Raw genomic sequence first — 24,640 nt, 5'->3', positions numbered from 1 at the left:
TTGGAAGGGTTTTTTTATGCCCAAAAATTCTAAAAAGAAAAATACGGCACGTAATATACAGTATATCAGGTATTTGAATACAAGTTTGGTTTTCTGGCCTCCAGATTGGATAAGGTCTGGAAAATACAAAAACTATGCTCACCATCATCTTACTTCTGGCCCTGCTACTGCTCTGCCTCATCATTTACAAATCCATCGACTGGTTCGAAAAAATCTGACAATTATGATTGCATTATTCATTATCGCTATCAGCGTCTTTATCTATATGATTTACGTGCTGATCAAACCCGAAAAATTTTAATTAAACGTTATGAACACAGAATTACTTGGAGTAATAGCCACCTACCTATTAACACTGGTTATTGCTATTCCACTCGGTCGGTATCTCGCGAAGGTATTTGCCGGAGAAAAAGTCTGGACAGACTTTCTAAAACCCTTAGAGGCTGGGATCTTCAAACTGTCCGGCATCAATACAAAAGAAGAAATGAATTGGAAACAGGCAATGAAAGCCCTGTTAACTATCAACCTTGTCTGGCTCATCTATGGTTTCTTCGTATTAATCTATCAGGATAAATTACCTTTAAATCCAGATGGTAATCCGGGTATGTCGCCAGATCTATCATTTAATACCATTATCAGTTTTGTGGTCAATTGTAACTTGCAGCACTACTCCGGTGAAAGTGGCGTTACCTACCTGACCCAGCATTTTGTGCTGATGTTTCTTCAGTTTGTAAGTACAGCAACAGGTATTGCTGCGAGCGTTATCTTCTTTAAAGCCTTCAGGGACCGTACTACTGAAAGACTCGGGAATTTTTGGGAGTTTTTCGTCAAATCTATTACCCGGTTATTGCTGCCGTTATCCCTGTTGGTCGGGTTAATCCTGGCATTTAACGGTACACCGACCAGTTACGAAGGAAAAGATCAATATATATCAGTGCAGGGAGATACAGTAAACGTCTCCAGGGGCCCCGCGGCCGGGTTTATTGCCATTAAACATTTGGGCACAAACGGAGGAGGATGGTTTGGTGCGAATTCCACTCATCCGCTGGAAAACCCGAATTACCTGACCGGTGTAGTAGAACTGGTTTCACAATGTATTATCCCTTTTGCACTGGTTATTACCTTTGGTTACTTCATTCGCAGAAGGAAATTGTCCTGGATGATTTTCGGCGTAATGACCATTGGGATGCTGCTGCTGCTGATTCCTATGCTCCAATCAGAACTCGGAGGAAATCCGGCTTTGGCTAAAATGGGTATTTCCCAGCAAACCGGTGCTATGGAAGGAAAAGAAGTTCGCTTCGGGCCGGCCATCTCTGCTTACTGGAGTACGATGACCACTATTATATCAACTGGTTCAGTAAACAACATGCATGATAGCACCATGCCAATGTCAGGTACATGGCAACTGCTCGGTATGATGATTAACTCATTCTTTGGCGGTTGTGGGGTAGGTTTGCTTAACTATTTCGTCTACCTCATTATCGCCGTATTCATTTCCGGACTGATGGTTGGTCGTACACCCGAATTCCTTGGACATAAAGTAGAAGCCAGGGAAGTGAAAATTGCCGCTTTAATTGCGTTGCTGAGTCCATTTCTGATTCTCGCAGGTACAGCTGTTGCCAGTTATGTTTTTACGACACATGGCGAGGCAGCATGGGCTGTACAACCTAAAAGCTGGCTAAATAATCCGGGCTTCCATGGTTTCTCAGAAATGCTTTATGAAATAACTTCATCCAATGCCAATAATGGCTCCGGATTCGAAGGACTGGCAGACAATAATGTATTCTGGAATGTGTCTACAGGTATCGTATTGATGTTCGGCCGCTTTTTGCCAATTATCGGACCAATAGCGATAGCAGGATTGCTGGGCGCTAAAAAATATATCCCCGAATCTGCAGGAACATTAAAAACAGATACACTGACCTTCAGTCTGATGACGCTGGCTGTGATTATAGTACTGAATGCCCTTTCTTATTTTCCTGCGCTGACCCTGGGTCCATTGGCAGAATACTTTACCATGCTTAAATAGAATACGAGATATGAAAACCTCATCCAATAAAATATTTGATCCGGCGCTGGTACAAACCGCACTGAAAGAATCCTTCATTAAACTGGACCCCAGGACGATGATCAAAAATCCGGTTATGTTTACCGTGGAGATCGGAACCTTAGTTATGGCCTATGTAACAGTATACTCTGTTACCCATACAGGCCAGGGATCTGCCCTGTATAACTTCTTTATATTTTTTATCCTGCTGTTAACCGTGCTGTTTGGAAACTTTGCAGAAGCCATTGCCGAAGCAAGAGGGAAAGCACAAGCTGATTCTTTACGTAAAACACGCGAAGAAACACCCGCTAAAGTTGTGGGTAGCGACGGAACGATTATTATCCGTTCATCCAGTCTGTTAAAGAAAGGGGACGTTTTTCTGTGTGAAACCGGCGATACGATCCCGGCAGACGGAGAAATTATCTCTGGAATTGCAACGATTGACGAATCTGCGATCACCGGCGAATCTGCACCGGTAATCCGCGAATCCGGGGGAGATAAATCATCAGTTACCGGTGGTACTAAAGTCTTATCAGATCAGATCCGGGTTCAGGTGAATACAGAGCCCGGAGAGAGCTTCCTGGATAAAATGATTGCACTGGTGGAAGGTGCATCCCGTCAGAAAACACCCAATGAGATCGCGCTAACTATTTTACTTGCCAGCTTTACGCTGGTTTTTATCATCGTCTGTATCACCCTAAAACCATTTGCAGATTACGCTAATACGCCAATTACAATTGCCGCGATGATCTCGCTTTTTGTTTGCCTGATCCCTACTACGATCGGTGGGTTACTCTCCGCTATTGGTATTGCCGGGATGGACCGGGCTTTAAGAGCCAATGTAATTACCAAATCTGGAAAAGCAGTAGAGACCGCAGGTGATATTGATGTATTGCTCTTAGATAAAACCGGTACGATTACTATCGGTAACCGTAAAGCAACCAGCTTTTATCCTGCAGCAGGTATAACTTCCGCAGCTTTTATCCAGGCCTGTGTAATGAGCTCACTTGCAGATGAAACACCCGAAGGGAAGTCTATTCTGGAATTAGCAGCATTGCAGGAGCACAAGATTATGGCTGCACCCGAAGGTGCTGTCTTTATCAAGTTTACTGCAGAAACACGGGCAAGTGGGCTGGATACTCCCGAAGGTGGAAGAATTCGCAAAGGGGCATTCGATTCTATCCGGAATATGGTTTTACAGGCAGGAAACCCTTTCCCTGCAGACACTGCCGAACAGGTTAAAATGATCTCCAGTAATGGTGGCACACCACTGGTTGTGTCGGTCAACGAAAAGGCAATGGGCGTAATTGAATTACAAGATATTATCAAGCCAGGTATTAGCGAACGTTTTGAGCGACTGCGTAAAATGGGAGTTAAAACTGTAATGGTTACCGGAGATAATCCGCTGACAGCCAAATTTATCGCGGAGAAAGCTGGGGTCGATGACTTCATTGCCGAAGCCAAACCCGAAGATAAAATGAACTATATCAAAGAAGAACAGGCTTTGGGTAAGCTGGTCGCCATGATGGGTGACGGAACTAATGATGCACCTGCCTTAGCCCAGGCAGACGTAGGTGTGGCCATGAACAGCGGAACACAGGCGGCTAAAGAAGCCGGGAATATGGTCGATTTAGATAATGATCCGACCAAGCTAATTGAGATTGTGGAGATCGGTAAACAATTGCTGATCACAAGGGGAACGTTAACCACTTTCTCTATCGCTAATGACGTTGCTAAATACTTTGCTATTGTTCCGGCCCTGTTTATTGCATCTATACCAGCCTTAGAGAAGCTTAATATCATGGGGCTGCACAGTCCGGAAAGTGCGATTATGTCCGCGGTTATTTTTAACGCCATCATTATTCCCATACTCATTCCACTGGCACTGAAAGGCGTCGAATATAAACCCATTGGCGCAAGTGCCTTATTACGCAGAAACCTCCTCATTTACGGTGCAGGCGGTATTATTGCTCCTTTTGTGGGCATCAAACTCATTGATCTGATCGTCGGCTTATTTGTTTAAAAAATAGAAATCATGAAAAAATACATTTTACAATCCATTCGCTTAACAGCTGTTCTACTGGCACTGCTTTGCGTAATATATCCATTAATATTAGCTGCTGCGGGTCGGTTTAGCAAAGGTGGAGGAGGCGGTGAAAAAGCGGTCAGCAAGGGAAAAGTCGTTGGTTATGTACAGATTGGTCAGTCCTTTACCGATCCGCGTTACTTCTGGGGAAGACCGTCTGCGGTTGGTTATAATGCTGCCGGATCCGGAGGGTCCAATAAAGGCCCTTCCAATGAAGATTACCTTAAGCTGGTAGCAGACCGTATAGATACACTACAGAAATATAACCCGGGTTTAAAAAAAGCCGATATACCTGCAGATATGGTTACGGCCTCAGGAAGCGGGCTGGACCCGGCAATTTCTCCGCAGGGGGCAATAATCCAGATTAGAAGAGTTGCCAGCTACAGAAATGTGGAAGAAAGCAAAGTTGCCGAACTCGTCGCTGCCCATATCAGCGGGCCACTCTGGGGAATGTTTGGGCCCTCCACCGTCTCGGTATTACAACTTAACCTGGCCCTCGACGAGCTCAGTCAGACAGCCGCTAATCAGCACCACTAAAACTTATATCAGGTATTCCATGAAAAAATTAATATTATCAGCAGCACTATTCACAACCGGTTCATTCGCTTATGCACAGGACGACTCGAAAATCCACTTTAGTGGATATGTAGAAACCTATTATAGTTACGATTTTAATAAACCTGCAAATCATAACCGGCCCGGATTTATTTATTCCCATAACCGTAACCAGGAGGTAAACCTTAATCTTGGTTATCTCAAAGGGAATTATGACGACGGGAAGATCCGGGCAAACCTGGCCTTAATGGCCGGTACTTATTCCAATGCAAATCTTACTGCAGAAACCGGGGTACTCAAAAATATCTTGGAGGCTAATGCCGGGATCAGGCTGAGTAAAAATGAAAGTCTTTGGCTGGATGCAGGTGTTTTCTCCTCCCATATAGGATTTGAGAGCGCAATTTCTAAAGATTGCTGGGTCTTAACAAGAAATATTTCGTCGGAAAACACCCCTTACTACGAGTCAGGGGCAAAACTTAGCTATGCCACACCGGACGGGAAGTTTACGGCAACAGCTTTATATTTGAACGGGTGGCAGCGGATTACACGGCAAGATGGAAATAACAAGCCTGCCGCTGGTTTGCAGCTAAATTGGAAACCAGCTGCAGGTATTAGCCTGAATTATAGCAATTATATAGGTACTGAGGGAGCGGACTCTATCGGAGTCAGCCGGGTATATCACAACCTCTATGGCATTTTTCAACTTAGTGAAAAACTAGGTCTGATATTGGGTGTTGATTATGGAACCCAGCAGCAGACAAAAGGGGGCACTAAAAAGAACAAGGTGTTTTCACCTGTGGCTATCGCCCAGTATAAATTTGCCGAAAAATGGGCATTGGCAGCAAGAGCAGAACATTACCAGGATAAAAAAGGCGTTTTTATTGCATCAGATACGCCGCATGGCTTTCGCACAACCGGTTATTCCATGAATGTTGATTATGCGCCTGTTAAGAATGCGCTGCTCCGTCTGGAAGGTAAAATATACGACAGTAAAGACCCTGTATTTGTAAGGGCGGGGCGTGCCGTAAATTACAATGCAGCAATTACAGCAAGTCTGGCTGTTTCCTTCTAAATCCCATACCTGTTTAATCCTTAAATTAAATGATGAAAAGAGAAGATGATACCGCAGGGCCCGTCAAAAACTTTCTGGAACTGGTCAAAAGATCAAGAAGGGGTAAGTTTAAGGTCTATATAGGTATGAGTGCAGGAGTTGGAAAGACTTACAGAATGCTGCAGGAAGCACACACCCTGCTAAAGAGTGGTATTCAGATCCAGATCGGCTATATCGAAACGCATAACCGTGCCGAAACTCATGCGCTGCTGGAAGGAATTCCTGTTATAGCCAGAAGGAAGATCTTCTACAAAGGCAAAGAACTGGAAGAAATGGATCTGAATACCATTTTAAATATACATCCGGAGCTCGTAATTGTCGATGAGCTTGCACACAGCAATATCGGGGGCAGTAAAAATGCTAAACGGTGGCAGGATGTTGCCGATCTGCTGGACGCTGGAATCAGCGTGATTTCTGCCGTCAATATTCAGCATCTGGAAAGCATGAATGAAGAGATTGAGAAGATTACCGGAATCGCAGTAACCGAAAGAATTCCGGATAAAATTCTCGAAATGGCCGATGAAATTGTCAATATAGATTTGACAGCCGATGAACTGATCGACCGCCTGAAAGCTGGAAAGATCTATGACCCCATGAAGGTAGAAACTGCTTTACGTAATTTCTTTCAGCCAGAACGGATTTTGCAGCTTCGGGAACTTGCCTTAAAAGAAGTTGCGCATCATTTAGAAAGAAAGATTAATATTGAAGTGCCAAAACAGGTTAAGCTCAGGCCGGAAAAATTTATGGCCTGCATCTCGACGAATCATTCAACAGCAAAAGTGATTATTAGGAAGACGGCCAGGCTGGCATCCTATTATCACTCGCCCTGGCTGGTTCTATACGTGCAGCGTAGTGCAGAAAATGGCAACAATATCAAGCTAGACCTGCAAAGGCACCTGATTAATAATTTGAAGCTGGCCACAGAAATGGGAGCAGAAGTTCTAAAAATAAAAAGCGACGATGTCACGGCAACAATAGCCCGCATTGCCGCAGCAAAAGAGATAACGACTATTTGTATTGGCAGGCCGCATTTCAGCTTGTTTCAGATCATGATGAAAACATCGATCTTTAACCAGTTACTCCGGCAAATTGCAGAGACAGAAACAGACCTGGTGATCTTATCCTAATTTATAAAAAGAATCAAATGAAGATTAAAACAAAATTACGACTTGGATTTGGGTTCCTTTTCCTGGTCGTTCTGTTCTTCGGGAGCATGTCTCTGTACTATATGAACAAGATCTCGGTCAGTTCGAAAGTTATTTTAAAAGATAATTATAAAAGTATCCGGTTCACCGGGGAGATGCGTACTATACTCGATGATTTTCAGCTTCCACTTCCTGAGCCTGTCATCAGAAAATTCCGTGCATTTTTGGCCGAGGAACAAAAGAATGTTACTGAAAAAGGGGAAGGTCAGGCAGTTCTCGCACTCACCAATGCATTTAAGCGGCTTTCCGATCCTTTAACAGACATGCGAGAGAAAGAGCAGGCATTGCAGCAGGCCAGACAACAGCTCCGACTGATTGACCAGTTTAATATGGGCGCGATTGTGCGGAAAAATGATGCAGCACAGCGTGGTGTGGAGCAGGCTGCTTCTTATCTGATTTTTACCGCATCGATGTGCTTTCTCATCCTGTTTTCCTTTATCGTGAATTTTCCCGGATTCGTGGCAAATCCGCTGCGGGAGCTTTCTGAAGCAATTAAAGAAATCAGCAGAAAAAATTATAAACAGCATCTGGATTTCAAAGGTACCGATGAGTTTGCAGAACTTGCAGATGCATTTAATGCGATGGCTTTACAGCTGAACCACTGGGAAAATAGTAATCTGGCTAAGTTGCAGTCTGAAAAACTCAGGATTGAAGCAATTATAGAACAGATGCATGATGCGATTATAGGGCTGAATGAGAAAAAAGAGATTCTATTCCTGAACAAGGAGGCCGGACAACTATTGCAGCTGAACCAGCAGGAAACGGTAGGAATGGATGCCGCCGCGCTTATGGAAAAAAATGATTTGTTAAGGGGTATTCTTCAGATTGAAAATACCGATAAGCCGATGAAAATCTATGCTGATAACAAGGAGTCCTATTTTCAGCTGGAACGTCGGGTCATTATGGTACAGAACTTAGATGATCAGTCCGGGCAAGTACTCACTCAGACTGGAAAAGCAGCCGGCGAAGTTTATATTCTTAAAAATATAACACGATATAAAGAACTGGATGAAGCTAAAACCAATTTCATCGCCACGGTATCCCACGAATTAAAAACGCCTATTTCCTCTTTAAAAATGAGCCTGAAATTGTTGGAAGATGATCGGGTAGGCCAAATGAATACAGAACAGGGAGAGCTGGTTCAGCATATGAAGGACGATTGCGGACGTCTGCTAAAGATCACCAGCGAACTGCTTAACCTGGCGCAGGTAGAAACCGGAAAACTGCAGCTTAATTTCGTAAGGACAGATCCGCGCAAAATCGCCATTTATGCAATGGATTCCGTCAGGTTTCAGGCAGAACAAAAATCGATAGAACTGGAATTGATTAGCAGGAACCATCTTCCTGAAGTGAACGTAGATACCGAGAAAACGGCATGGGTGCTGGTGAACTTTCTATCCAATGCATTGCGTTACAGTACAGAAAATTCCAAAGTCGTTATTCAGGTGATCGAAAGTGGTCATGAAATTGAATTTTCTGTACGTGATTTCGGTAAAGGAATAGAAGAACAGTATCTGGAACGCCTTTTTGACCGGTATTTTCAAGTGCCGACCGATGGACAGAATAAATCAGGCTCAGGCCTGGGATTAGCCATTTCCCGTGATTTTATTGCCGCGGAAAATGGACGGATCTGGGTAGAATCCGCGCTGGGTGAAGGAAGCCGGTTCTGTTTTGCGCTGCCTTTGGCAGATTAGATAATTAATGCTAACGAGATATAGTCAGCATTAATTTAAAATGTATCGACTTTTAGAAAGACCCTGTTTAAAACCCCATTTTTTTCTATACCATGAACAGTTAAATTAAAAGGTCTTTTAGTTTTACTGAAAATCCTGCAATGTATGGTTTTTATATAGCCTAAGATAATACCTTGTGTTAAGACCTTGACTGCATTTTTATCAAATTCGTTTTTAGTATCAATTTGGTACTGCAACCTATCTCCAATTTTAATTGTATCACTCGGAATTTTATGATGAGACAGACCTGTAATTTCAGTGATGAAACCTAACCCTTTTATTGGGTTAAAATCAGCTAAAAACTCGTAATTATCGGTTGGTAGTAAGCCTTGAGTATACGCGAGCATATAAAATTTGTCCTCCTTATAACTTAAATCTATGCCCCAAAATTTATAAAAATCCTGAACATCATTTCTCTCATTTCTTATTAACCGTTGGCCAAAAATATCAATAACATTTTCGGTATATACTTTGTCCAAGTCTGGAAATCCCTCATAGGGAACAAAACCATGCACTTGTGCTTTCGCTACTACTTCTTTATTATATTGAAAGCGAACACCCCCAGTGGCACTTTTTTTAATAGTACCAACTGGAAATCTACTACTACCTCTACCTGTCCTCCAAGTGAGATATATATTTCCTATTGCTTTCATATATGATTGAATAATAATTCGAGCCGCAAAGTTACCAATTTAAACATCAATTCCTTCCGATGTTCCTCTAACTTAAATTGTCTTAAATCATCCGGTAGTTTTGAATCCGCATGATTGATAATGTGTCTAAGAGCGTCTAAACTATATTTTTCTTTAATATTCAGTATTACTGATAATACCTTAGCCCGATGTTTAGTCTCTATGAGTTCAATTAAATTGAAATGATTTTTTTTCTTCTCTTCCCCTTCCCAATGAATCTCAGATACACCCTTTTTAACATATGCATCCAGCATATTTTTGTCATTTAGTAATTTAAAAATTTTCTCATCCAAATTTTCCCTTCCTAAGCAACAACCACTATCATAGATTGGAGCAAATTCATTTGGGAGTATATCTGATTTTACAACTAAGTGCGGTTTAATAATTTTATCACCAATATCAGAATTGTTTGAAAGAAATCTATTTATTACTTTTTCCAGCTTGGTAGTTGTTTTTGAAAAAAATGCGACGCTAGTTTCTTCTGAAGGAGTATGTATTGCACCTCTGAAATTTGTGATTATTCCCCAGTTTTCTTGGTGACGGTCTGAATTACCTATAATACTATCAAAAATGATGACCTCAACAAGATTTTCTATGTGATTCTCCAGATGAAAACTCTGCAAAGCAGAACAAATGAACTGAAATGTATACAATCTCTTATGTTGGAGGATATCCGGTCTATATTTTGAGTCGAAACCTGTTAGATATGTAACACCCTCAGTAAGTTTATTATCTGAATGTACAACCATTGATTTTGAAAGACAGCCAATTTCTTGTTTTTTATTTTTATTGTAAGCTATATTGTAATCTAGCATTTTGAAGCCTAATAGTTGCCCGATTTTTGACGCCACTATTTCAGACCAAAATTCCTGTGGATACCTAATTTCTCCTTTATCAGTTTCCTTAGAGCCTTTAAAAAAATATTGATCACCTGTTTCTGGATGTATAGCAATATTTTTACTCCTTGTTCCACCCGTACTTTGGTACACTGGTATTTCCCAGCTAGTTATGTCTGTAAAGGTTGGTATAAGTTTCTCCATGTTTTATTTAGCTATTCAACTATCGCCGCTTAATAGATAAATCAAATACCAATAAGTCTTTTATGCTGCGTTTTTAAGTATTTGATCTGCAATTGGCAATGGTAACCTTTTTTCTTGTTAGTGGGAGAATTTCTGTTAAATTATATAATTTCCTCAGATTATTGTGCAATTTGGCGTATCCACTTTAGTTGGATTTAGTTTCCTACTTAGCCAAAAAAGCCGGGTATCACCCGGCTTTTTTGGCTAAAATCATTAACATCCGGATCGGAATGTAAGATTATGCGATAACATTTTGGTTCGTATCGGTTTTTGGTTTCTTGGTAGATTTCTTCTTCTTGCCCCACCAGATATAGAAACCTGTAATTGGCAGACTCGCACAGATCAGACTGGCTAAAAAATAAAGTGTTTTACTTACCATTCCGCCGAATGCGCCAACATGGAGTGTGTAATTTAACTTTCTGACCTTATCAGCAAATGGCAGTTCATCCATTGTCTTCCCTGAGCCCGTCATCAATTCGAGCGTTGCCGGGTCAAAATACAGATCTCTCCAGTGACCGTTAATCATGTCGGTACAGGCATAAATAGGATGGTCAGCTTCCTCTTCAAAATAAACGATTACCTGGTCTTTATTATGCTGTCCAATTTCTTCAGTCACCTTTTTATAGATCATGTCTGCATTGTAAAGCGGTGAATTTACCGACGGTGCAGAAACTTCCATTTTCTGTCTTCTTGGTTTGTTGGTATCGCCACCTGTAAGGAAGTAGACACTTTTACTAAACCAGGTGAAAGACATAATCAATCCTGTAATGGCCATTAACAGTGCGAGGGTAAGGGAATAGAAACCCAATACGTTATGCAGGTCATAATTTACCCGTTTGAAACGTGCTTTCCATTTTACTTTAAAACTCTGTTCACGGCCTTTTTTGTTCCATTTTTTTGGCCACCATAAGACCATCCCTGTAATGAGCAATCCGAAAAAGATGAAAGTAGCCCAGCCAATAATAGGTCTTCCGATTTTTACGGGGAGCCAGAGATGCCTGTGCCCTTCGTCCATGAAATGAAAGATATCATCATGATCGACCATTGCGACTACTTCGGCTGTATATGGATTAACATATACCATAGAATCCGAATTAAGACTGAAATGGGCAGTTTTATTTTCTCCGTGATACCATACCGAATGAATCTCTTTTTCCGGCAACACCTTTTCTACCGCTTTATACAAAACAGACGGAGCCAGGACCTTTGCACCCTCTGGTTTTTCTGCATGTAGCCAGGGAGAGGAAAGACTTTGGATCTCTTGTTTAAATACAAGTACACAACCTGTAATACTTAGAATTACGACAATAATGCCGGAAGCCAGGCCTAACCAGAGATGCAGCCATGCATTAATTTTTTTTAACATTTGAGCGGGAGTTTAGACAAGATAAAGACCCGTTCAAGCCTGTTAACAGCGCGAACGGGTCTTCATTTAATGGATAATATTTAGTTTAATTTGAAAATGACTGGAGTATTATCACTACCACCTTCTACTTTTAAGCCTTTCTTAAGTGTATCGGCAATTGGATCGTATTCCCATAGATAAATTGCATCTGCGTTAGGATCATTAACTGCGATATAAGCTTTACCGTCATGAACAACAGCTGATCTGGAGTTCAGTAATGGCGGGAAGTTCAATGTTTTCACAATTTGTTGTGTATTCACATCTACCACCATGTATTGCCACATTGCAGCGTACCACCAGTCATTCCATTCTTTGACGTTTGTTGCAGCATTATGTGCATTGATCAGGATCACTTTACCATTACCCAGATCACAAACGCCTAATTGATCGTCATTACCAGTTAATGCAGATACATTGAAGAAATATCCCGGATCTATAACGTCACTACCTTCTTTAATTCTAAAGAATCCTGTCGGCATATTTGGCATGTTAGCGCCTAATGCGATTGGATGCGTCAAGATGAAGGTATTACCCTTGTCAGTTAACTGACTGAAGTATCCGTTTCTCAACGCGCCGATTGGAGCAGAACGAGAGTCATCACTGGTCACTTTGAAGTTCTCCAATGAAGGGAAGTCCACAGAAGCCAGATATGATTTTTCGATATTTACTTTTTTCACCTCATCGTATAAGCCAAATCCGATTAACAATTTATTGCCTCTTGGGACTGCGGAGAAGACTCTTCTGCTCTGTCCTGCCGGGATCGATTTGGTGTCAAATTCACCATTTTTAACCAGTTTCATGGTCGAGGTATTTACAATTGCATAAATATTACTACCTCTTGGGCCAAACATCACCTGATCTGCATCCAACCATACATGCCAGCCAAGGTATGGGCTTGGGAAAGAACTGAATGGAATCTCACTGATAGTACTTAACTTATTATTCTCAAATAAATATTTACCGAATTTGCCTTCATTAGGGTCCAGGTGGTAGAAATATTTACCCTTTTGAATGATATTCTCACCCCAGGTAAAGATATTCGTTACATCAACACCACTTCCTTTTGGACTGATAGAACCTTCAGTTAGTGAGTTTGCACTCAGGAGGTAATCACTTTCACCAACGGTAAATAACACAGCGTATTCGCCTTTTGCACCAGGCTCAGGTTCTCCACCGCCACCGTTATCACTTTTTTTACACGAGCTGAAACCAGCAGCGACTGCTAGTAGCGCAGCCAGGATAAAACCTCGATTTTTAATTGTAGTAAACATAATTTATAAGCTATTGATTTAATTAATTTGATTGACTGAATGCGTAACGTAGTTTAATAAAGAAGGATCTTCCTGGTTTTTGCAGCTTGAAATTGTCGTAAGCAATGACGTTAGTCAGGTTGCGGCCTTCCAGTGAAATATTGTATCTGCCGCCATGCGTTGAGTACGTTAAGGTGGCATTTTGAATGAATTGCTTAGGAATATAATCTTTGGTGTTTTTATCGCCTAGTTTAGACCAGGTTACAGAATAATCATTAATGAACTGCGTAAACCAGTTAAATTGCACGCGCGTGTCTTTGCCGACCAGATCATTTTTTCCAATGCTGAAATCTGCATTTCCGTATAACCAGGGTTGATTAGGAACTCTGCTTAGGTAGGTTATATTTTCTCTGACTGTTCCGGCACTATATTGCTGACGATTTACCGCGTTCTGATAGCTCATATTCACTAAAACACTAAACAGGTTGTTGTATTCATAGCGAACCTCACCCTCCAGACCGCTAACTTTGATCCCGTCAGTATTGTAGTATTGAGAATAACTGCCGACAGATCCTGAGGTAGAAGGTGTGGTAATGATATAATCATTGGCATCACGATAAAAACCTGTAGCTTCTGCCGATATTTTACCTGACCCGATTTTATGGTCATAGTATATACCCAGATTATAGTTATTACTGCTTTCTGGTTTCAGGTTCGGGTTGCCCAGGATATCTTCCCTGTTACCATACAATTCGACCAGTTCCGGTAGACGGTAAGCATGTTCGTAAGAGGCCTTTATACCCAGATTGGAAACGATTTTATAATTCGTCGCGATTCCATATCCGAAATATTGTTTGCTTTGGCTGGTCGGTACATTATCTGGAGAATAAGTGGTTCCATCAAGGCCGAAGCGTTTTCCGAAGAAATTAGTGGTCAATCGCTGTCCGAATAACTGTTGCTGATAACTCAGTCCGGTAATGTTTTTGTTCAGACTGTTCGATCTGTCGTAAGTATTGTTATAAGGATCTATCTCATTATAACTTTCGCGGTAGGAGCGGTTAAAGTTATGACTCAGGTTAATCTGGTGATTCTCTCCAAGCACATAGCCAAAATTTACTTGTGCAAGGGCGTAGTGTCCTGTGATGTGATTAATCATTGGTTTTTCACCCGATAATTCACTTCCCACACGTCTCTCGCGTACCGTTCCATCCCAGTTGTATACATTTCCACTAGTATCGGTTACCACGGTTTTATTTGCGGAGAAATTTGCAAAAACACTAGCTGATAATCCGGTAACAAGTAGATTCTCTTTGCGGTAGCGGATGGAAGGAATAATATTATGTCCGCGGGTAAACATCTGACCGATGACTTTCTCTTGAGTTGCCCCTGTTTGTCTTTCCTTGTAATTAGATGTATACGTAATACCAGCCACAAAAACGTCAGCCCATTTTTTATTAGATACACCAGATTCTATCTGACCCATGAAAGATTCATAACCATCATGGAAGCGATTGAGTTTGTCTTTGGTAACGAACTGGCCATTCTCTACAACCCTAAGCAATGCATTCGCCTTAGGATTATTATACATTGTATAATTGTTATCTGAAAAGTTATAGTAAGAGGTGATGTTGGTATGGATACCAGTTTTTTTATCCGTAAAACTTCCAGTTAAAGCTGCACGGTGCGTATTAAAAGAACCGTAACTGTAACTTGCATCTATAGATTTGCCACTGTTGCGCTTGGTTATAATATTAACCGCCCCACCTAATGCGTCTGAGCCCAAAAACGCCGGAACAACTCCTTTATATATATCTACCCTTTCGGCCAGGTTAACCGGAATATTATTTAGCGTCATGCCGCTTCCGAATGACTCAAGAGGGATACCGTCAATAAAGAATTTAATATGACTGCCCGATAAGCCGTTAATAGAAAAGTTGAAATCGGATCCCAGACCGCCTTGTTCACGTACTTTAACTCCGGCAGAACGGTTAAGCACCTGATTGAGGTCTGCGGTTGTATTGGCATAGTTTTTCAGTTCTACTGAAGTAACCGCAAAACCGGTTTCCTTTACTTTGCGGACTGAGGTTTTCGCACTGATGGCGACATCGTTCAGCTGCTTAGCGTCTTTCTTTAGTTTGAAGTTCAAAACCAGCTGCTGACCTGTTTTTAAAGAAATTTGTTTCACTTCCGGGAGATAACCCAGGAAAGAAACCTGCAGGGTGTAGTCGCCCGCTTTTAAATTACTCAACTGGAAACTTCCATCCTTATCGGATAGCGTTCCTGTTTGTGTGCCTTTGATAGAAACAGAGGCACCGGTAATCAGCTCATCATTATCTCTGATCTGGCCGGAAATACCTGCATTTTGTTGTGCCAGGACGGGAACTGAGAAGGCAAAAAGAAAGAACAAGAGTATAAATTTTCGATAGCGCATTATTTTTATTTAGAATGATTATATACTCAGCTAGTAGCGCAACTCTCGCTTTCCGGAAGGTGGTAATCAAAAAAAAATAAAAGATTATGACTATTTTTTTGTCAAATCAGATCGTTTTATGGTGTATGATTTTGATAATTAGTGTTTTATGTGGTTTATGAAAAATATTTTTTTCTGAACCAAAAAGCAAGATTAACCAGCGCAATGAGCGCAGGTACTTCTACTAAAGGACCGATGACCCCTGTAAAAGCCTGCCCCGAGTTAATTCCGAATACACCGATGGCAACAGCAATGGCAAGTTCGAAGTTATTACCGGTTGCGGTAAAAGCGATGGCTGTGCTTTTGGAATAATCTGCACCAAAATATTTTCCCGTAAAAAAACTGATCACAAACATCAGTGTAAAATAGATGAGCATAGGGATTGCAATTCTCACTACGTCCATAGGTATCTGTACAATTAGGCTTCCCTTTAGACTAAACATAACCACAATAGTAAAGAGCAGTGCAATCAGCGTAATCGGTGATATAAAAGGGATGAATTTTTCCTGAAACCAGGAGATACCTTTCCATCGGATCAGTACGTTACGGCTGATTATTCCCAGTGCAAATGGAATACCTAAATAAATTCCTGTGCTTTTGGCAATTTCAGCCACAGTGATTTCCACACTTAACGATTTGAGTCCAAAAAGAGGAGGGAGGACAGTTATGAAGAGGTAGGCAAATACACTATAGAAAGCAACCTGAAAAATGCTGTTCAGTGCAATTAGTCCGGCGGCATACTCTCTATTTCCCTCTGCCAGTTCATTCCAGACTACTACCATAGCAATACACCTGGCAAGTCCGATGAGAATCAGTCCGGTCATATATTCAGGGTAGTCACTCAGAAAAATAATAGCCAGAAAAAACATTAGAAACGGGCCAATAATCCAGTTTAGGATCAAAGAGACACTCAATACGCGTGTATCGTTAAACACTCTGCCGATCTGACTATAATTTACTTTAGCCAGTGGAGGGTACATCATCAGGATTAATCCGATTGCAAGCGGGATGTTAGTTGTTCCTTCCGAAAACGAATTGATATAGTTTGCCGAAGAAGGAATGAAGTTTCCGATGGAGATTCCTGTTACCATAGCCAGGCCTATCCAGAGTGTCAGATACCGGTCCAGCAGAGTCAATTTTTTTCGTTCGGCAGCGGGTGCGCAGTGATTGGCAGACATTTTAGTTTTTTTACGTTTAATAAAATCTTTCCGGCCTAATTACCGGAAAGATACTTTTTGGCGAAATCAGCACAATAAGTTTTGATCTGATCTCTTACGTTCCTGAACTCATCGAATATTTCCTCTGGGGTTCCCGTAGCTTTTGCCGGGTCAGGGAAATTGAAATGGAATCTGGTAGCATCGGTTATGAATAACGGGCAGCTTTCCCGGGCATGATCACATACTGTGATCAGATAATCAAAATCAATCGCTTTGTATTCATCCAGCAGATTAGAGGTATGTGCTGAAATATCTATTCCGCTTTCAGCCATGACAGCCACAGCCTTTGGGTTTACGCCATGTTTCTCTATACCTGCGCTATATATTTCGGCGTGCTCTCCTGCAAAATGACGCAGGAAACCTTCTGCTAACTGGCTGCGGCAACTGTTACCGGTGCACAGGACTAATATCTTTTTCATTAACAGCAACCAGATCCAGGTGCACAGGAAGATCCTTCTCCTTCGGCATTATACATTTCTATTTTTGGGACCGAATTTGCAGCTGGTTTAACTGAATCTGGTTTTGGCCCACAAGTGTCTCCTCTTGATAATGCTTTACACTGTGTAAAATCCGGAGAAAGATTAATGATGAGATCTTCACCGCCTACTTCAAATTGCTGCGGATACAACTGGCGGGTCTTGAAAGCGGTATTTCCGAATTCTATTTTAACGATGGCGTCGGGATTACCCCCACAATCCACCGAAACAATCGGAGCCTGTTTAATTTCGGTAATATGATAAGAAGGTTTAACCAAGTTCTCCCCGGCATACCGGAACTGCAGATGCAAATCAGGATTTTTTTGCAATGTTGATTTGAAGTTCCCCCAGGTCATTTGATTTTGATTGTTCATAATATTGCAATTTAACGATTGATTTAAATAAAAAAAAGGCTTTAGCAGCAACTGTCTATTCCTTTATAAGAATTCAGAAATCCTCCGATGAGATTTTCCATAGTTTTCCAGTTTTCCGGATGGATACAATAGCAAACACTGACGCCTTCAATCGTACCCTGGATAATTCCTGCATTTTTTAACTCTTTCAAATGCTGGGATATGGTTGCCTGTGCGAGTCCAAGTTCTTCTACAAGGTCGCCGCAGATACAGGTGTCTGATTTTAGAATCCTCTGCAGGATCGCAATTCGGGCAGGGTGGGCCATAGCTTTTAATAATGTAGCCAGCTGGTTTTGCTCTGCGGTAAATATTTCAGTTTTTGTAAGTCCCATAATTTATATCGCAATATTACGATGCTTAATTGGGATATCCAAATTTTTCTGAGAAACGTCCGGCGGCATTTTAAACAATTCGGCGTTCTGAATGTTAAAAAAGCATTGGCGGCTGATCAAGAGCGCTTTAGCACTTGTCCGTAAGAAATAAATATCAACCTTAACTACAATAAAGATGAAAAGAGAAACATACTTTTTACTGATTCCAATGGCTTTATTAATCATGCAGTCCTGCAGTTCACCAGATAGAAAAGATCGTGATGAGAGTGAAACTGCAAAATCTGCTGTCGTTGCTAGTACCGCCGACACAACTGACAGAGCTCAGGCCGCTACAGCCGACGTGTCAATGAATGGTGACGAAAAGAAATTTGTGCTGAATGCAGCGTCTTCCAGCTTATTGGAAGAGGCAGCGGCGGCAGTGGTTGTTCAGAAATCTCAAAACCAGGAAATCAAAGGCCTGGCTGACCGGTTAAAAAAGGAATATGCTAAAATTAATATGGATGTGACTAAAATCGCTAGTGGAAAAGGTATGGAAGGGCCTGCACTGTTGTCTGAAGTGCAGCAGAAACAGGTAGACGATTTAAAAAATCTAAGCGGACGCGCGCTGGATGTCCAGTATCTGAAAATGCAGATTAAAACACAGGCAGATGCAGTGGCACTTTATACAGACGGTGCAAAATTGAATAACGCAGACTTACGTTCATTTGCGGCACAGGCCCTGCCCGCAGTTAAAGAAAATTGGGAGGCAGCTAAAAAAATAGGTTCAAAATTAAACCTCAGTAATACAAACAATGGTGATGACCTGTTAAACATTAGTCAGGAAGATGTAAAAAAATAAGAAAAAACATCGCTTGTAAAGTAGGCTTTATAATGATAAATTCATCATTATAAAGCCTTTTTTGTTATTGTCCAGCTTACTGCTGCATCAAATAATTTCAAACCATTCTCTTTGAGTAAAGGGAACGTTGTGTTATCCAAAAATAGCATAGTCCTTCTGGCTGGTGCAATGAAATCATAATCCATTGTTGCACCTTTTTCATACCCGAATATAATTGCTTTATCAGGCTGGCCTGGCATGGTAGCAATTGTAGCTGCTCCTAACCCGGGTTTCCCCCAGCCCATCGGTTGATCTTTCCTGTAAACCGAGTTAATACCCGGTTCCAGCCCTGCAGCAAGCGGATGCGGAGCATTAACTATATAGATATAATGTTCTTTTTCTACCTCTCCAAAATCTACACCTTTATGTTTTCCGGTGAAACGCAGATCATCCAGGATATCATTTTCCCAGGTTAGCAGCGGGATAGGCAGGTCTTTATATGCACCTCCAAAATCCTGAGAACTCACAGTAGACGAGATGATAATCAGGTCATATCCTTTCGCTTTACTGACCGGTTCTGACTGGTCGGCAAGAGTAACCTGATAACCCAGCGAATCGAGTCTTTTTTTTACTAATTCGTCTACAGGACGGTCACGGTAATCCATGCGTAAAACATAATATATGCTCCCTTTTGAGGCTTTTTTCTGTGCATGCGCCACGCTGAAGGTTAATAATACAATGAGTAAGGTTAATGTCTTCTTCATAATTTATTATTTAAGTTTTATTCTTTCAAACTAAAAGTCGTAAGTAATGGTGGTTAACAGATTCCGCGGAGCTCCGGGATATAGTCTGGAGCTGTCATAACCGCCAACCCAATGGGTTTTGTTAGTTAAATTGTTCAGATTAACCTGAATCTGTGCACGGTCTAATCTGTAATACATAGCTGCGTTCAGCAGTAAATAAGATGGTCCTTTACTCGGTAATATGTTTTTCTGTCCCTGGAAGCCGAAAGTACGGTCACCCACGTAATACGCACCTGCTCCAAACCCAAGCCCATTCAGCAAACGACCTGTGAACATATATTTAGCCCAGAGACTACCCTGATTTTTTGGCGCATTGGGCTTTTGCTGGTTATTGTAAAGACTATCGGCGCCGCCCTGTGCACCCCGCAGTACAGCATTGTTATAGGCATAAGTAGCTATGATACTCAGGCTCGGGGAAACATTACCCACAATGTCAAACTCGATACCTTTAGAAATGTCTTTTCCAATCTGAATCATTTTGTCAGGATTATCCGGATCTAATGCATTATACAGTGCATTTTTTTGTTGGATTTTGTAAACTGAAGCCGTTGCGCTTAACCTGCCGCCAAACCAGTCAGTTTTCAGCCCAGCCTCCATTAAATAGCTCTCCATAGGATCAAAAGGGCCACCTGCCAGCGCGTTCTGGCTGCTGGCGTTTTGTGGGCTATAACCAGTTGTGTAGGTTGCGTAAGCATTGATATTCGCATTAACCTCATAGGTAGCGCCAATTCTTGGCAGTAGTGCATGTTGTCTTATGCGGGATACATTTGGCGTCAGATAACCCAGATCGGAAAGAAATACATCATATCTCAGACCCAATAATACTTTCAGCCGGTTAATCGAAATCTGATCCTGAACATACATACTGTGTTGCTGAGACTGAAATGGTACGACTACGTCTGTATTGTTCGCCTCATAAACGTATCCGTTAATATCTTGCAGGGAGTGTTTATTGGCGCTCAGGTCAAAAGAAGATACATTTGGTTTGGGAATCATTTTGCCTTTGTAGTTGTAAAACTGATATTTAGTGGAGTCTTTCGCCACATATCTGGAAGCAATTGTTCCGTCAAGCAACCGGTACCCAGTTGCATCCTGCTGAGATGAACCCTGAGGAATCAGACTTTTATTATAATCATAGCCAACCACAAGCTGATGTTTAACCTTTCCGGTATTGATATCTGCATTGATATAACCGGTGAAACTATCACTAAACTGTTCATTATGTCTCATACTGGCCCTCCTGAAAGCAAGTTCCTGAATCTCTTTCCCTTTTTTGTCTAAAGCAAAGGCAGTGCTTCTGTGTTCAAACAGATCCTGGCGGTAACCGGTTCTCAAATAGGAAGTATTAAAAGATACTTTTTTGCTGATTTGGTGCGTTAAGGACGCTGTCAGCATATAAGTTTCCTCATTCAAATAGTCATTGATATCTGCTACGTTTAGCGAAATAGGCGTGGAATAAAGATCTGTCGAACCAAATATTGACTGACCGCGGTCCAGTCGGCTGTTAGATTTATTATAAACCGCGTCCAGGTTAATTCTGGTCTTTTCAGAAGGGAGGTAGGAGAGGGATGGCGCAATAATAACATTTTTATCAAAAAGCAGATCGCGGAATGAATTTGCATTTTCATAGCCGAGGTTTAAGCGGTATAATAAACTTTTATCTTTATTCATGGGACCGGTAAAATCGGTATTTGCGCGAACCGTATTATTGCTTCCTGTTTGAAAGCTGATCGATTTTCTGTCGTTTTCCAGTGGCTTTTTGGTAACCTTATTGATGGTTCCTCCGGGATTGGCATTTCCGAAAAGTGCTGATGCCGGGCCTTTAATCACTTCCACGCGTTCCAGGTAATTCAATAAATTCTGTCTCCAGAAGCCATTGAAAGTGCGCAGTCCGTTTAACAGCTGATTCGAACTATTGCTTCCCACGCCACCCTGATTACGGAATCCGCGGATAGAGACATCGTCATAAAAGGTATATTGATTTACACCGCTGACATTTTTCACGATGTCTGTCATGCGCACCGCACCCTGATCCTGCATAAGTTCTTTACTCACATATTGGATAGATTGCGGGACATCTTTGATAGCTGTTGCAGTTTTCGTTCCCCCGAAGCTTACGCTGGTTTTATAGTTTTTTTCTACCCTTCCTGTAATTTCTACAGTTTGTAAACTTTCGTTAGCTGCCTTTAAATGGATATTGACAATCAGGTCTTTGGTTTCTATCTGTATTGCTTTTTTTTGAGTTTGATAGCCCACCACAGAGACGATTAAAGTGTACTTGCCGGGCTTCACCTGGAGCAATTCAAATGTGCCTTCGGAATTCGTGCTGGTACGGTAGCTCGTGTTTTCCAATTGTATAGTTGCACCTGCAAGGATCTCATCTGTGTCATTAAAGATTCTTCCGGACAACCGGTTGCCCGTTTGCGCTTCTGCAAAGAAGGAAAAAGTTAAAAGAAAGATTAATAGTAGCTGTTTTTTCATATGATGTGTGAAAATTAAAGCGGCGAAATTATGTTTTATTTAGAATAATTAAAAATAAGACTGTGTATTTTTTACACAAAGGTTTGAATGTAACATTCACAAGAAAATTTCTATGAGCCGTCCTAATCCGGATTCAGCAATATCCTGTTTGAGCTTTGCTCGGGTTTTGCCCGGGTGAGCTCTTACTGTGGTTGTGCAAAATCCCACACGAGCCCACATCACACCCATAGTAACCCACAAATAACCCACACGAGTATGTGAAATGGTATTTAATCGGTGAGAATTTGTGTTTTTAGTAACACCATTCCCTATCAAGACTTTAATCTAATTTTTTTGACACCACTGGCAAGGTTTTGTTAGAGTCTTGTTAGAGTCTTGTTCGGGTGAGGGGTATAGTTGACCCGAAAAAACGTGGGGTTGACCCATGGTTGACCCGAGTTATTAGTTAAATAATCGTGTTAAAATGTATTTGTTGAAGGGATAATGACTTGCCAGTAAGGGGAAATCAAACCAGGATCAGAATGGATATCCTGAGGGAAATGAAGATTATAAAGGTATAAAAAAAGCATAAAAAAAGGGCGCTTTTAAAGCGCCCCTATCCCTTTACCATTTGTTTTTCTATTTAAATAACTCCTGCATATCTCTGTCTGCAGTAGGGATTTTTTTAAGAAAATCATCAAAACCAGTTCCTTCATGTGAACTGTACATGCCGTAGGCATCAATGATATATCCGATCTGTCCTTCATTGTCTTCCAGCAGATAAAGTACCGAATTATCTCCCGGGTCTGAGTCACCCTCAAAACGATATGTTTTTATGATGGTCAGATCTTCTGGTTTATAAATTTTATTCAAACCCACTCCCTGCATCTTGCCATGGTCGGTCATTTTGATTTCGTTGTCTAAACCTTTTTGCCTTAATTTTTCCAAAATCTGGCTAAGGGTATTCATTTCTACTGGCTGTTCCATAATAAAAATTGTTTTCATGTTTAACAACCGTTTTTGGGTTATGGTTTTATTTATCGCATAAAAAAACCCGGAATAAATCCGGGTTTTTATGCTTTATCAAAAGGGATATGGAGTGCCCATTTAAATTAACGGGCATAAATTCCGAAGTATTATAAACTGAAAGCTGTTTTCAGCGCATCGATATAATCAAGTTTCTCCCAGGTGAATAATTCCACCTCGACTTCTTTCTCTGTGCCGTTAGATGCCTTAAATACTTTTTTGACGATTTCATTTTCTTTACCAAAATGCCCGTAAGCAGCTGTTTCTGAGTAAATCGGGTTACGCAGTTTAAGCCTGGTTTCGATACCGTAAGGAGTCATGTCAAAAAGCTTTTCAACTTTTTTGGCAATCTCTCCGTCCGTTAGTACTTGTCCTGCGGCATCTTTTACTTTAGCAGTGCCATAGGTATTTACGTAGATAGCCATGGGCTGTGCTACACCGATTGCATAAGAAACCTGTACCAAAACTTCGTCAGCAATACCAGCTGCAACAAGGTTTTTAGCAATATGTCTGGTTGCATAAGCAGCAGAACGGTCTACTTTAGATGGGTCTTTACCAGAAAATGCACCACCACCATGTGCGCCTTTACCGCCGTAAGTATCAACAATGATTTTTCTTCCCGTCAAACCAGTATCTCCATGAGGACCGCCGATTACAAATTTACCGGTAGGATTAATATGATATTTAATATCCTTATTAAAAAGTTTGCTGAATTGAGGATATTGGCTTGATACACGTGGAATCAAAATATTAATCATATCCTCCTTGATTTTTGCCAGCATAGCAAACTCCTCATCGAAATCATCATGTTGAGTGGAGACAACGATCGAATCAATTCTTACTGGTTCGTTGTTATCGTTATATTCCAGAGTCACCTGTGATTTTGCATCAGGTCTGAGATAAGTGATTTCGGTGTTTTCTCTGCGGATTGCAGCCAATTCAATTAGAATCTTATGCGCAAGGTCTAAAGCAAGCGGCATATAATTTTCTGTTTCTCTGGTTGCATAGCCAAACATCATTCCCTGATCACCGGCACCCTGCGTTGTTTTGTCTGCTTTATCTACCCCCTGATTAATATCAGGTGACTGCTCATGGATTGCGGAAAGGACACTGCAGGAGTTACTGTCAAACATGTATTCACCTTTTGTGTAACCTATTTTACTGATCACTTCCCTTGCAATCTTCTGGACATCGAGATAAGCTTTTGATTTCACTTCGCCGGCAAGAAATACCTGTCCGGTTGTGACCAATGTTTCACAAGCTACCTTTGACTCCGGGTCGAAAGCTAAAAAATTATCTATGAGTGCGTCCGATATTTGATCCGCAACTTTATCCGGATGACCTTCAGAAACAGATTCTGACGTAAATAAATATGACATTTTTAATGATTAATTTTTATGAATTAATAATTCTTTAAAAATGGAATATGACCCTGATAACAGGCAGTAAAAGGAAGTGTATGA

Annotated in this window: 21 protein-coding genes; 8 read left to right on the top strand and 13 right to left on the bottom strand. The window is 41.2% G+C overall.

Annotated features, from left to right (window positions below; translation table 11 throughout):
• Positions 1 to 16 precede the first annotated feature (16 nt).
• Genes BLR53_RS20320 through BLR53_RS11450 form a run of 7 tightly spaced genes read left to right on the top strand, consistent with a single transcriptional unit; the run spans position 17 to position 8,698 of the window.
• Positions 17 to 301: a potassium-transporting ATPase subunit F gene (locus BLR53_RS20320; RefSeq protein ID WP_037442022.1), complete on the top strand. Its 285-nt coding sequence runs from the start codon at positions 17 to 19 to the stop codon at positions 299 to 301.
• 9 nt (positions 302 to 310) lie between these two features.
• On the top strand, positions 311 to 2,029 hold the full coding sequence (kdpA, locus tag BLR53_RS11475) for a potassium-transporting ATPase subunit KdpA (protein WP_037442021.1): 1,719 nt from the start codon (positions 311 to 313) through the stop codon (positions 2,027 to 2,029).
• Positions 2,030 to 2,039: 10 nt separating this feature from the next.
• Positions 2,040 to 4,070 (top strand): potassium-transporting ATPase subunit KdpB, encoded by a 2,031-nt coding sequence (gene kdpB, locus BLR53_RS11470; protein ID WP_074589770.1) that lies wholly within the window; start codon positions 2,040 to 2,042, stop codon positions 4,068 to 4,070.
• Positions 4,071 to 4,082: 12 nt separating this feature from the next.
• Positions 4,083 to 4,670: a potassium-transporting ATPase subunit KdpC gene (gene kdpC, locus BLR53_RS11465; protein ID WP_074589768.1), complete on the top strand. Its 588-nt coding sequence runs from the start codon at positions 4,083 to 4,085 to the stop codon at positions 4,668 to 4,670.
• Positions 4,671 to 4,689: 19 nt separating this feature from the next.
• Positions 4,690 to 5,760 (top strand): porin, encoded by a 1,071-nt coding sequence (locus BLR53_RS11460; protein WP_074589765.1) that lies wholly within the window; start codon positions 4,690 to 4,692, stop codon positions 5,758 to 5,760.
• Between the two features lie 32 nt (positions 5,761 to 5,792).
• Positions 5,793 to 6,926 carry a sensor protein KdpD gene (locus BLR53_RS11455; protein ID WP_037442017.1) on the top strand — a complete coding sequence of 378 codons (1,134 nt, stop codon included), beginning with the start codon at positions 5,793 to 5,795 and terminating at the stop codon, positions 6,924 to 6,926.
• A 17-nt stretch (positions 6,927 to 6,943) separates the two neighbouring features.
• Entirely contained in the window at positions 6,944 to 8,698 is a 1,755-nt protein-coding gene (locus BLR53_RS11450) for an ATP-binding protein (RefSeq protein WP_037442015.1), read from the top strand.
• 35 nt (positions 8,699 to 8,733) lie between these two features.
• Here BLR53_RS11450 and BLR53_RS11445 read toward each other — a convergent pair whose 3' ends face one another.
• From BLR53_RS11445 to BLR53_RS11405, 9 genes are all read right to left on the bottom strand, one after another.
• Complete coding sequence (locus tag BLR53_RS11445) at positions 8,734 to 9,390, bottom strand: HIRAN domain-containing protein (RefSeq protein WP_037442012.1); 657 nt, start codon at positions 9,388 to 9,390, stop codon at positions 8,734 to 8,736.
• Positions 9,387 to 10,469, bottom strand: coding sequence for a HipA domain-containing protein (locus BLR53_RS11440; RefSeq protein ID WP_037442011.1), 1,083 nt, complete (start codon positions 10,467 to 10,469; stop codon positions 9,387 to 9,389). Before BLR53_RS11440 ends, BLR53_RS11445 begins: the two co-directional genes overlap by 4 nt.
• A gap of 277 nt (positions 10,470 to 10,746) precedes the next feature.
• Complete coding sequence (locus tag BLR53_RS11435) at positions 10,747 to 11,874, bottom strand: PepSY-associated TM helix domain-containing protein (RefSeq protein WP_074589763.1); 1,128 nt, start codon at positions 11,872 to 11,874, stop codon at positions 10,747 to 10,749.
• 80 nt (positions 11,875 to 11,954) lie between these two features.
• Positions 11,955 to 13,184: a DUF4374 domain-containing protein gene (locus tag BLR53_RS11430; protein WP_074589760.1), complete on the bottom strand. Its 1,230-nt coding sequence runs from the start codon at positions 13,182 to 13,184 to the stop codon at positions 11,955 to 11,957.
• Between the two features lie 22 nt (positions 13,185 to 13,206).
• Entirely contained in the window at positions 13,207 to 15,594 is a 2,388-nt protein-coding gene (locus BLR53_RS11425) for a TonB-dependent receptor (protein ID WP_074589757.1), read from the bottom strand.
• A gap of 155 nt (positions 15,595 to 15,749) precedes the next feature.
• Positions 15,750 to 16,811 carry an ACR3 family arsenite efflux transporter gene (gene arsB, locus BLR53_RS11420; RefSeq protein WP_074589754.1) on the bottom strand — a complete coding sequence of 354 codons (1,062 nt, stop codon included), beginning with the start codon at positions 16,809 to 16,811 and terminating at the stop codon, positions 15,750 to 15,752.
• A gap of 35 nt (positions 16,812 to 16,846) precedes the next feature.
• Positions 16,847 to 17,269 carry an arsenate reductase ArsC gene (locus tag BLR53_RS11415; protein WP_074589751.1) on the bottom strand — a complete coding sequence of 141 codons (423 nt, stop codon included), beginning with the start codon at positions 17,267 to 17,269 and terminating at the stop codon, positions 16,847 to 16,849.
• Positions 17,269 to 17,700 carry a DUF6428 family protein gene (locus tag BLR53_RS11410; protein WP_074589749.1) on the bottom strand — a complete coding sequence of 144 codons (432 nt, stop codon included), beginning with the start codon at positions 17,698 to 17,700 and terminating at the stop codon, positions 17,269 to 17,271. The genes BLR53_RS11415 and BLR53_RS11410 overlap by 1 nt, the downstream gene beginning before the upstream one ends.
• A gap of 41 nt (positions 17,701 to 17,741) precedes the next feature.
• Positions 17,742 to 18,071, bottom strand: coding sequence for an ArsR/SmtB family transcription factor (locus BLR53_RS11405; protein WP_037442077.1), 330 nt, complete (start codon positions 18,069 to 18,071; stop codon positions 17,742 to 17,744).
• A gap of 175 nt (positions 18,072 to 18,246) precedes the next feature.
• Between BLR53_RS11405 and BLR53_RS11395 the strand changes: the two genes are divergently transcribed.
• Positions 18,247 to 18,909: a DUF4142 domain-containing protein gene (locus tag BLR53_RS11395; protein ID WP_083332057.1), complete on the top strand. Its 663-nt coding sequence runs from the start codon at positions 18,247 to 18,249 to the stop codon at positions 18,907 to 18,909.
• Between the two features lie 47 nt (positions 18,910 to 18,956).
• Here BLR53_RS11395 and BLR53_RS11390 read toward each other — a convergent pair whose 3' ends face one another.
• The 4 genes from BLR53_RS11390 to metK form a co-directional block, all read right to left on the bottom strand.
• Positions 18,957 to 19,652, bottom strand: a complete 696-nt coding sequence (locus tag BLR53_RS11390) for a hypothetical protein (protein WP_074589742.1) — start codon at positions 19,650 to 19,652, stop codon at positions 18,957 to 18,959.
• Between the two features lie 30 nt (positions 19,653 to 19,682).
• On the bottom strand, positions 19,683 to 22,172 hold the full coding sequence (locus BLR53_RS11385; RefSeq protein ID WP_074589740.1) for a TonB-dependent receptor: 2,490 nt from the start codon (positions 22,170 to 22,172) through the stop codon (positions 19,683 to 19,685).
• 618 nt (positions 22,173 to 22,790) lie between these two features.
• A complete protein-coding gene (locus tag BLR53_RS11380; protein WP_234797549.1) occupies positions 22,791 to 23,156 on the bottom strand; it encodes a hypothetical protein in 366 nt (121 codons plus the stop codon).
• Between the two features lie 131 nt (positions 23,157 to 23,287).
• Positions 23,288 to 24,556 (bottom strand): methionine adenosyltransferase, encoded by a 1,269-nt coding sequence (metK, locus tag BLR53_RS11375; protein WP_037441988.1) that lies wholly within the window; start codon positions 24,554 to 24,556, stop codon positions 23,288 to 23,290.
• Positions 24,557 to 24,640: the final 84 nt, after the last annotated feature.

Origin of the sequence: Pedobacter antarcticus, assembly GCF_900103515.1 — a bacterium.
Lineage (GTDB): Bacteria > Bacteroidota > Bacteroidia > Sphingobacteriales > Sphingobacteriaceae > Pedobacter > Pedobacter antarcticus.
This window is presented reverse-complemented; position numbering and strand designations above follow the sequence as displayed.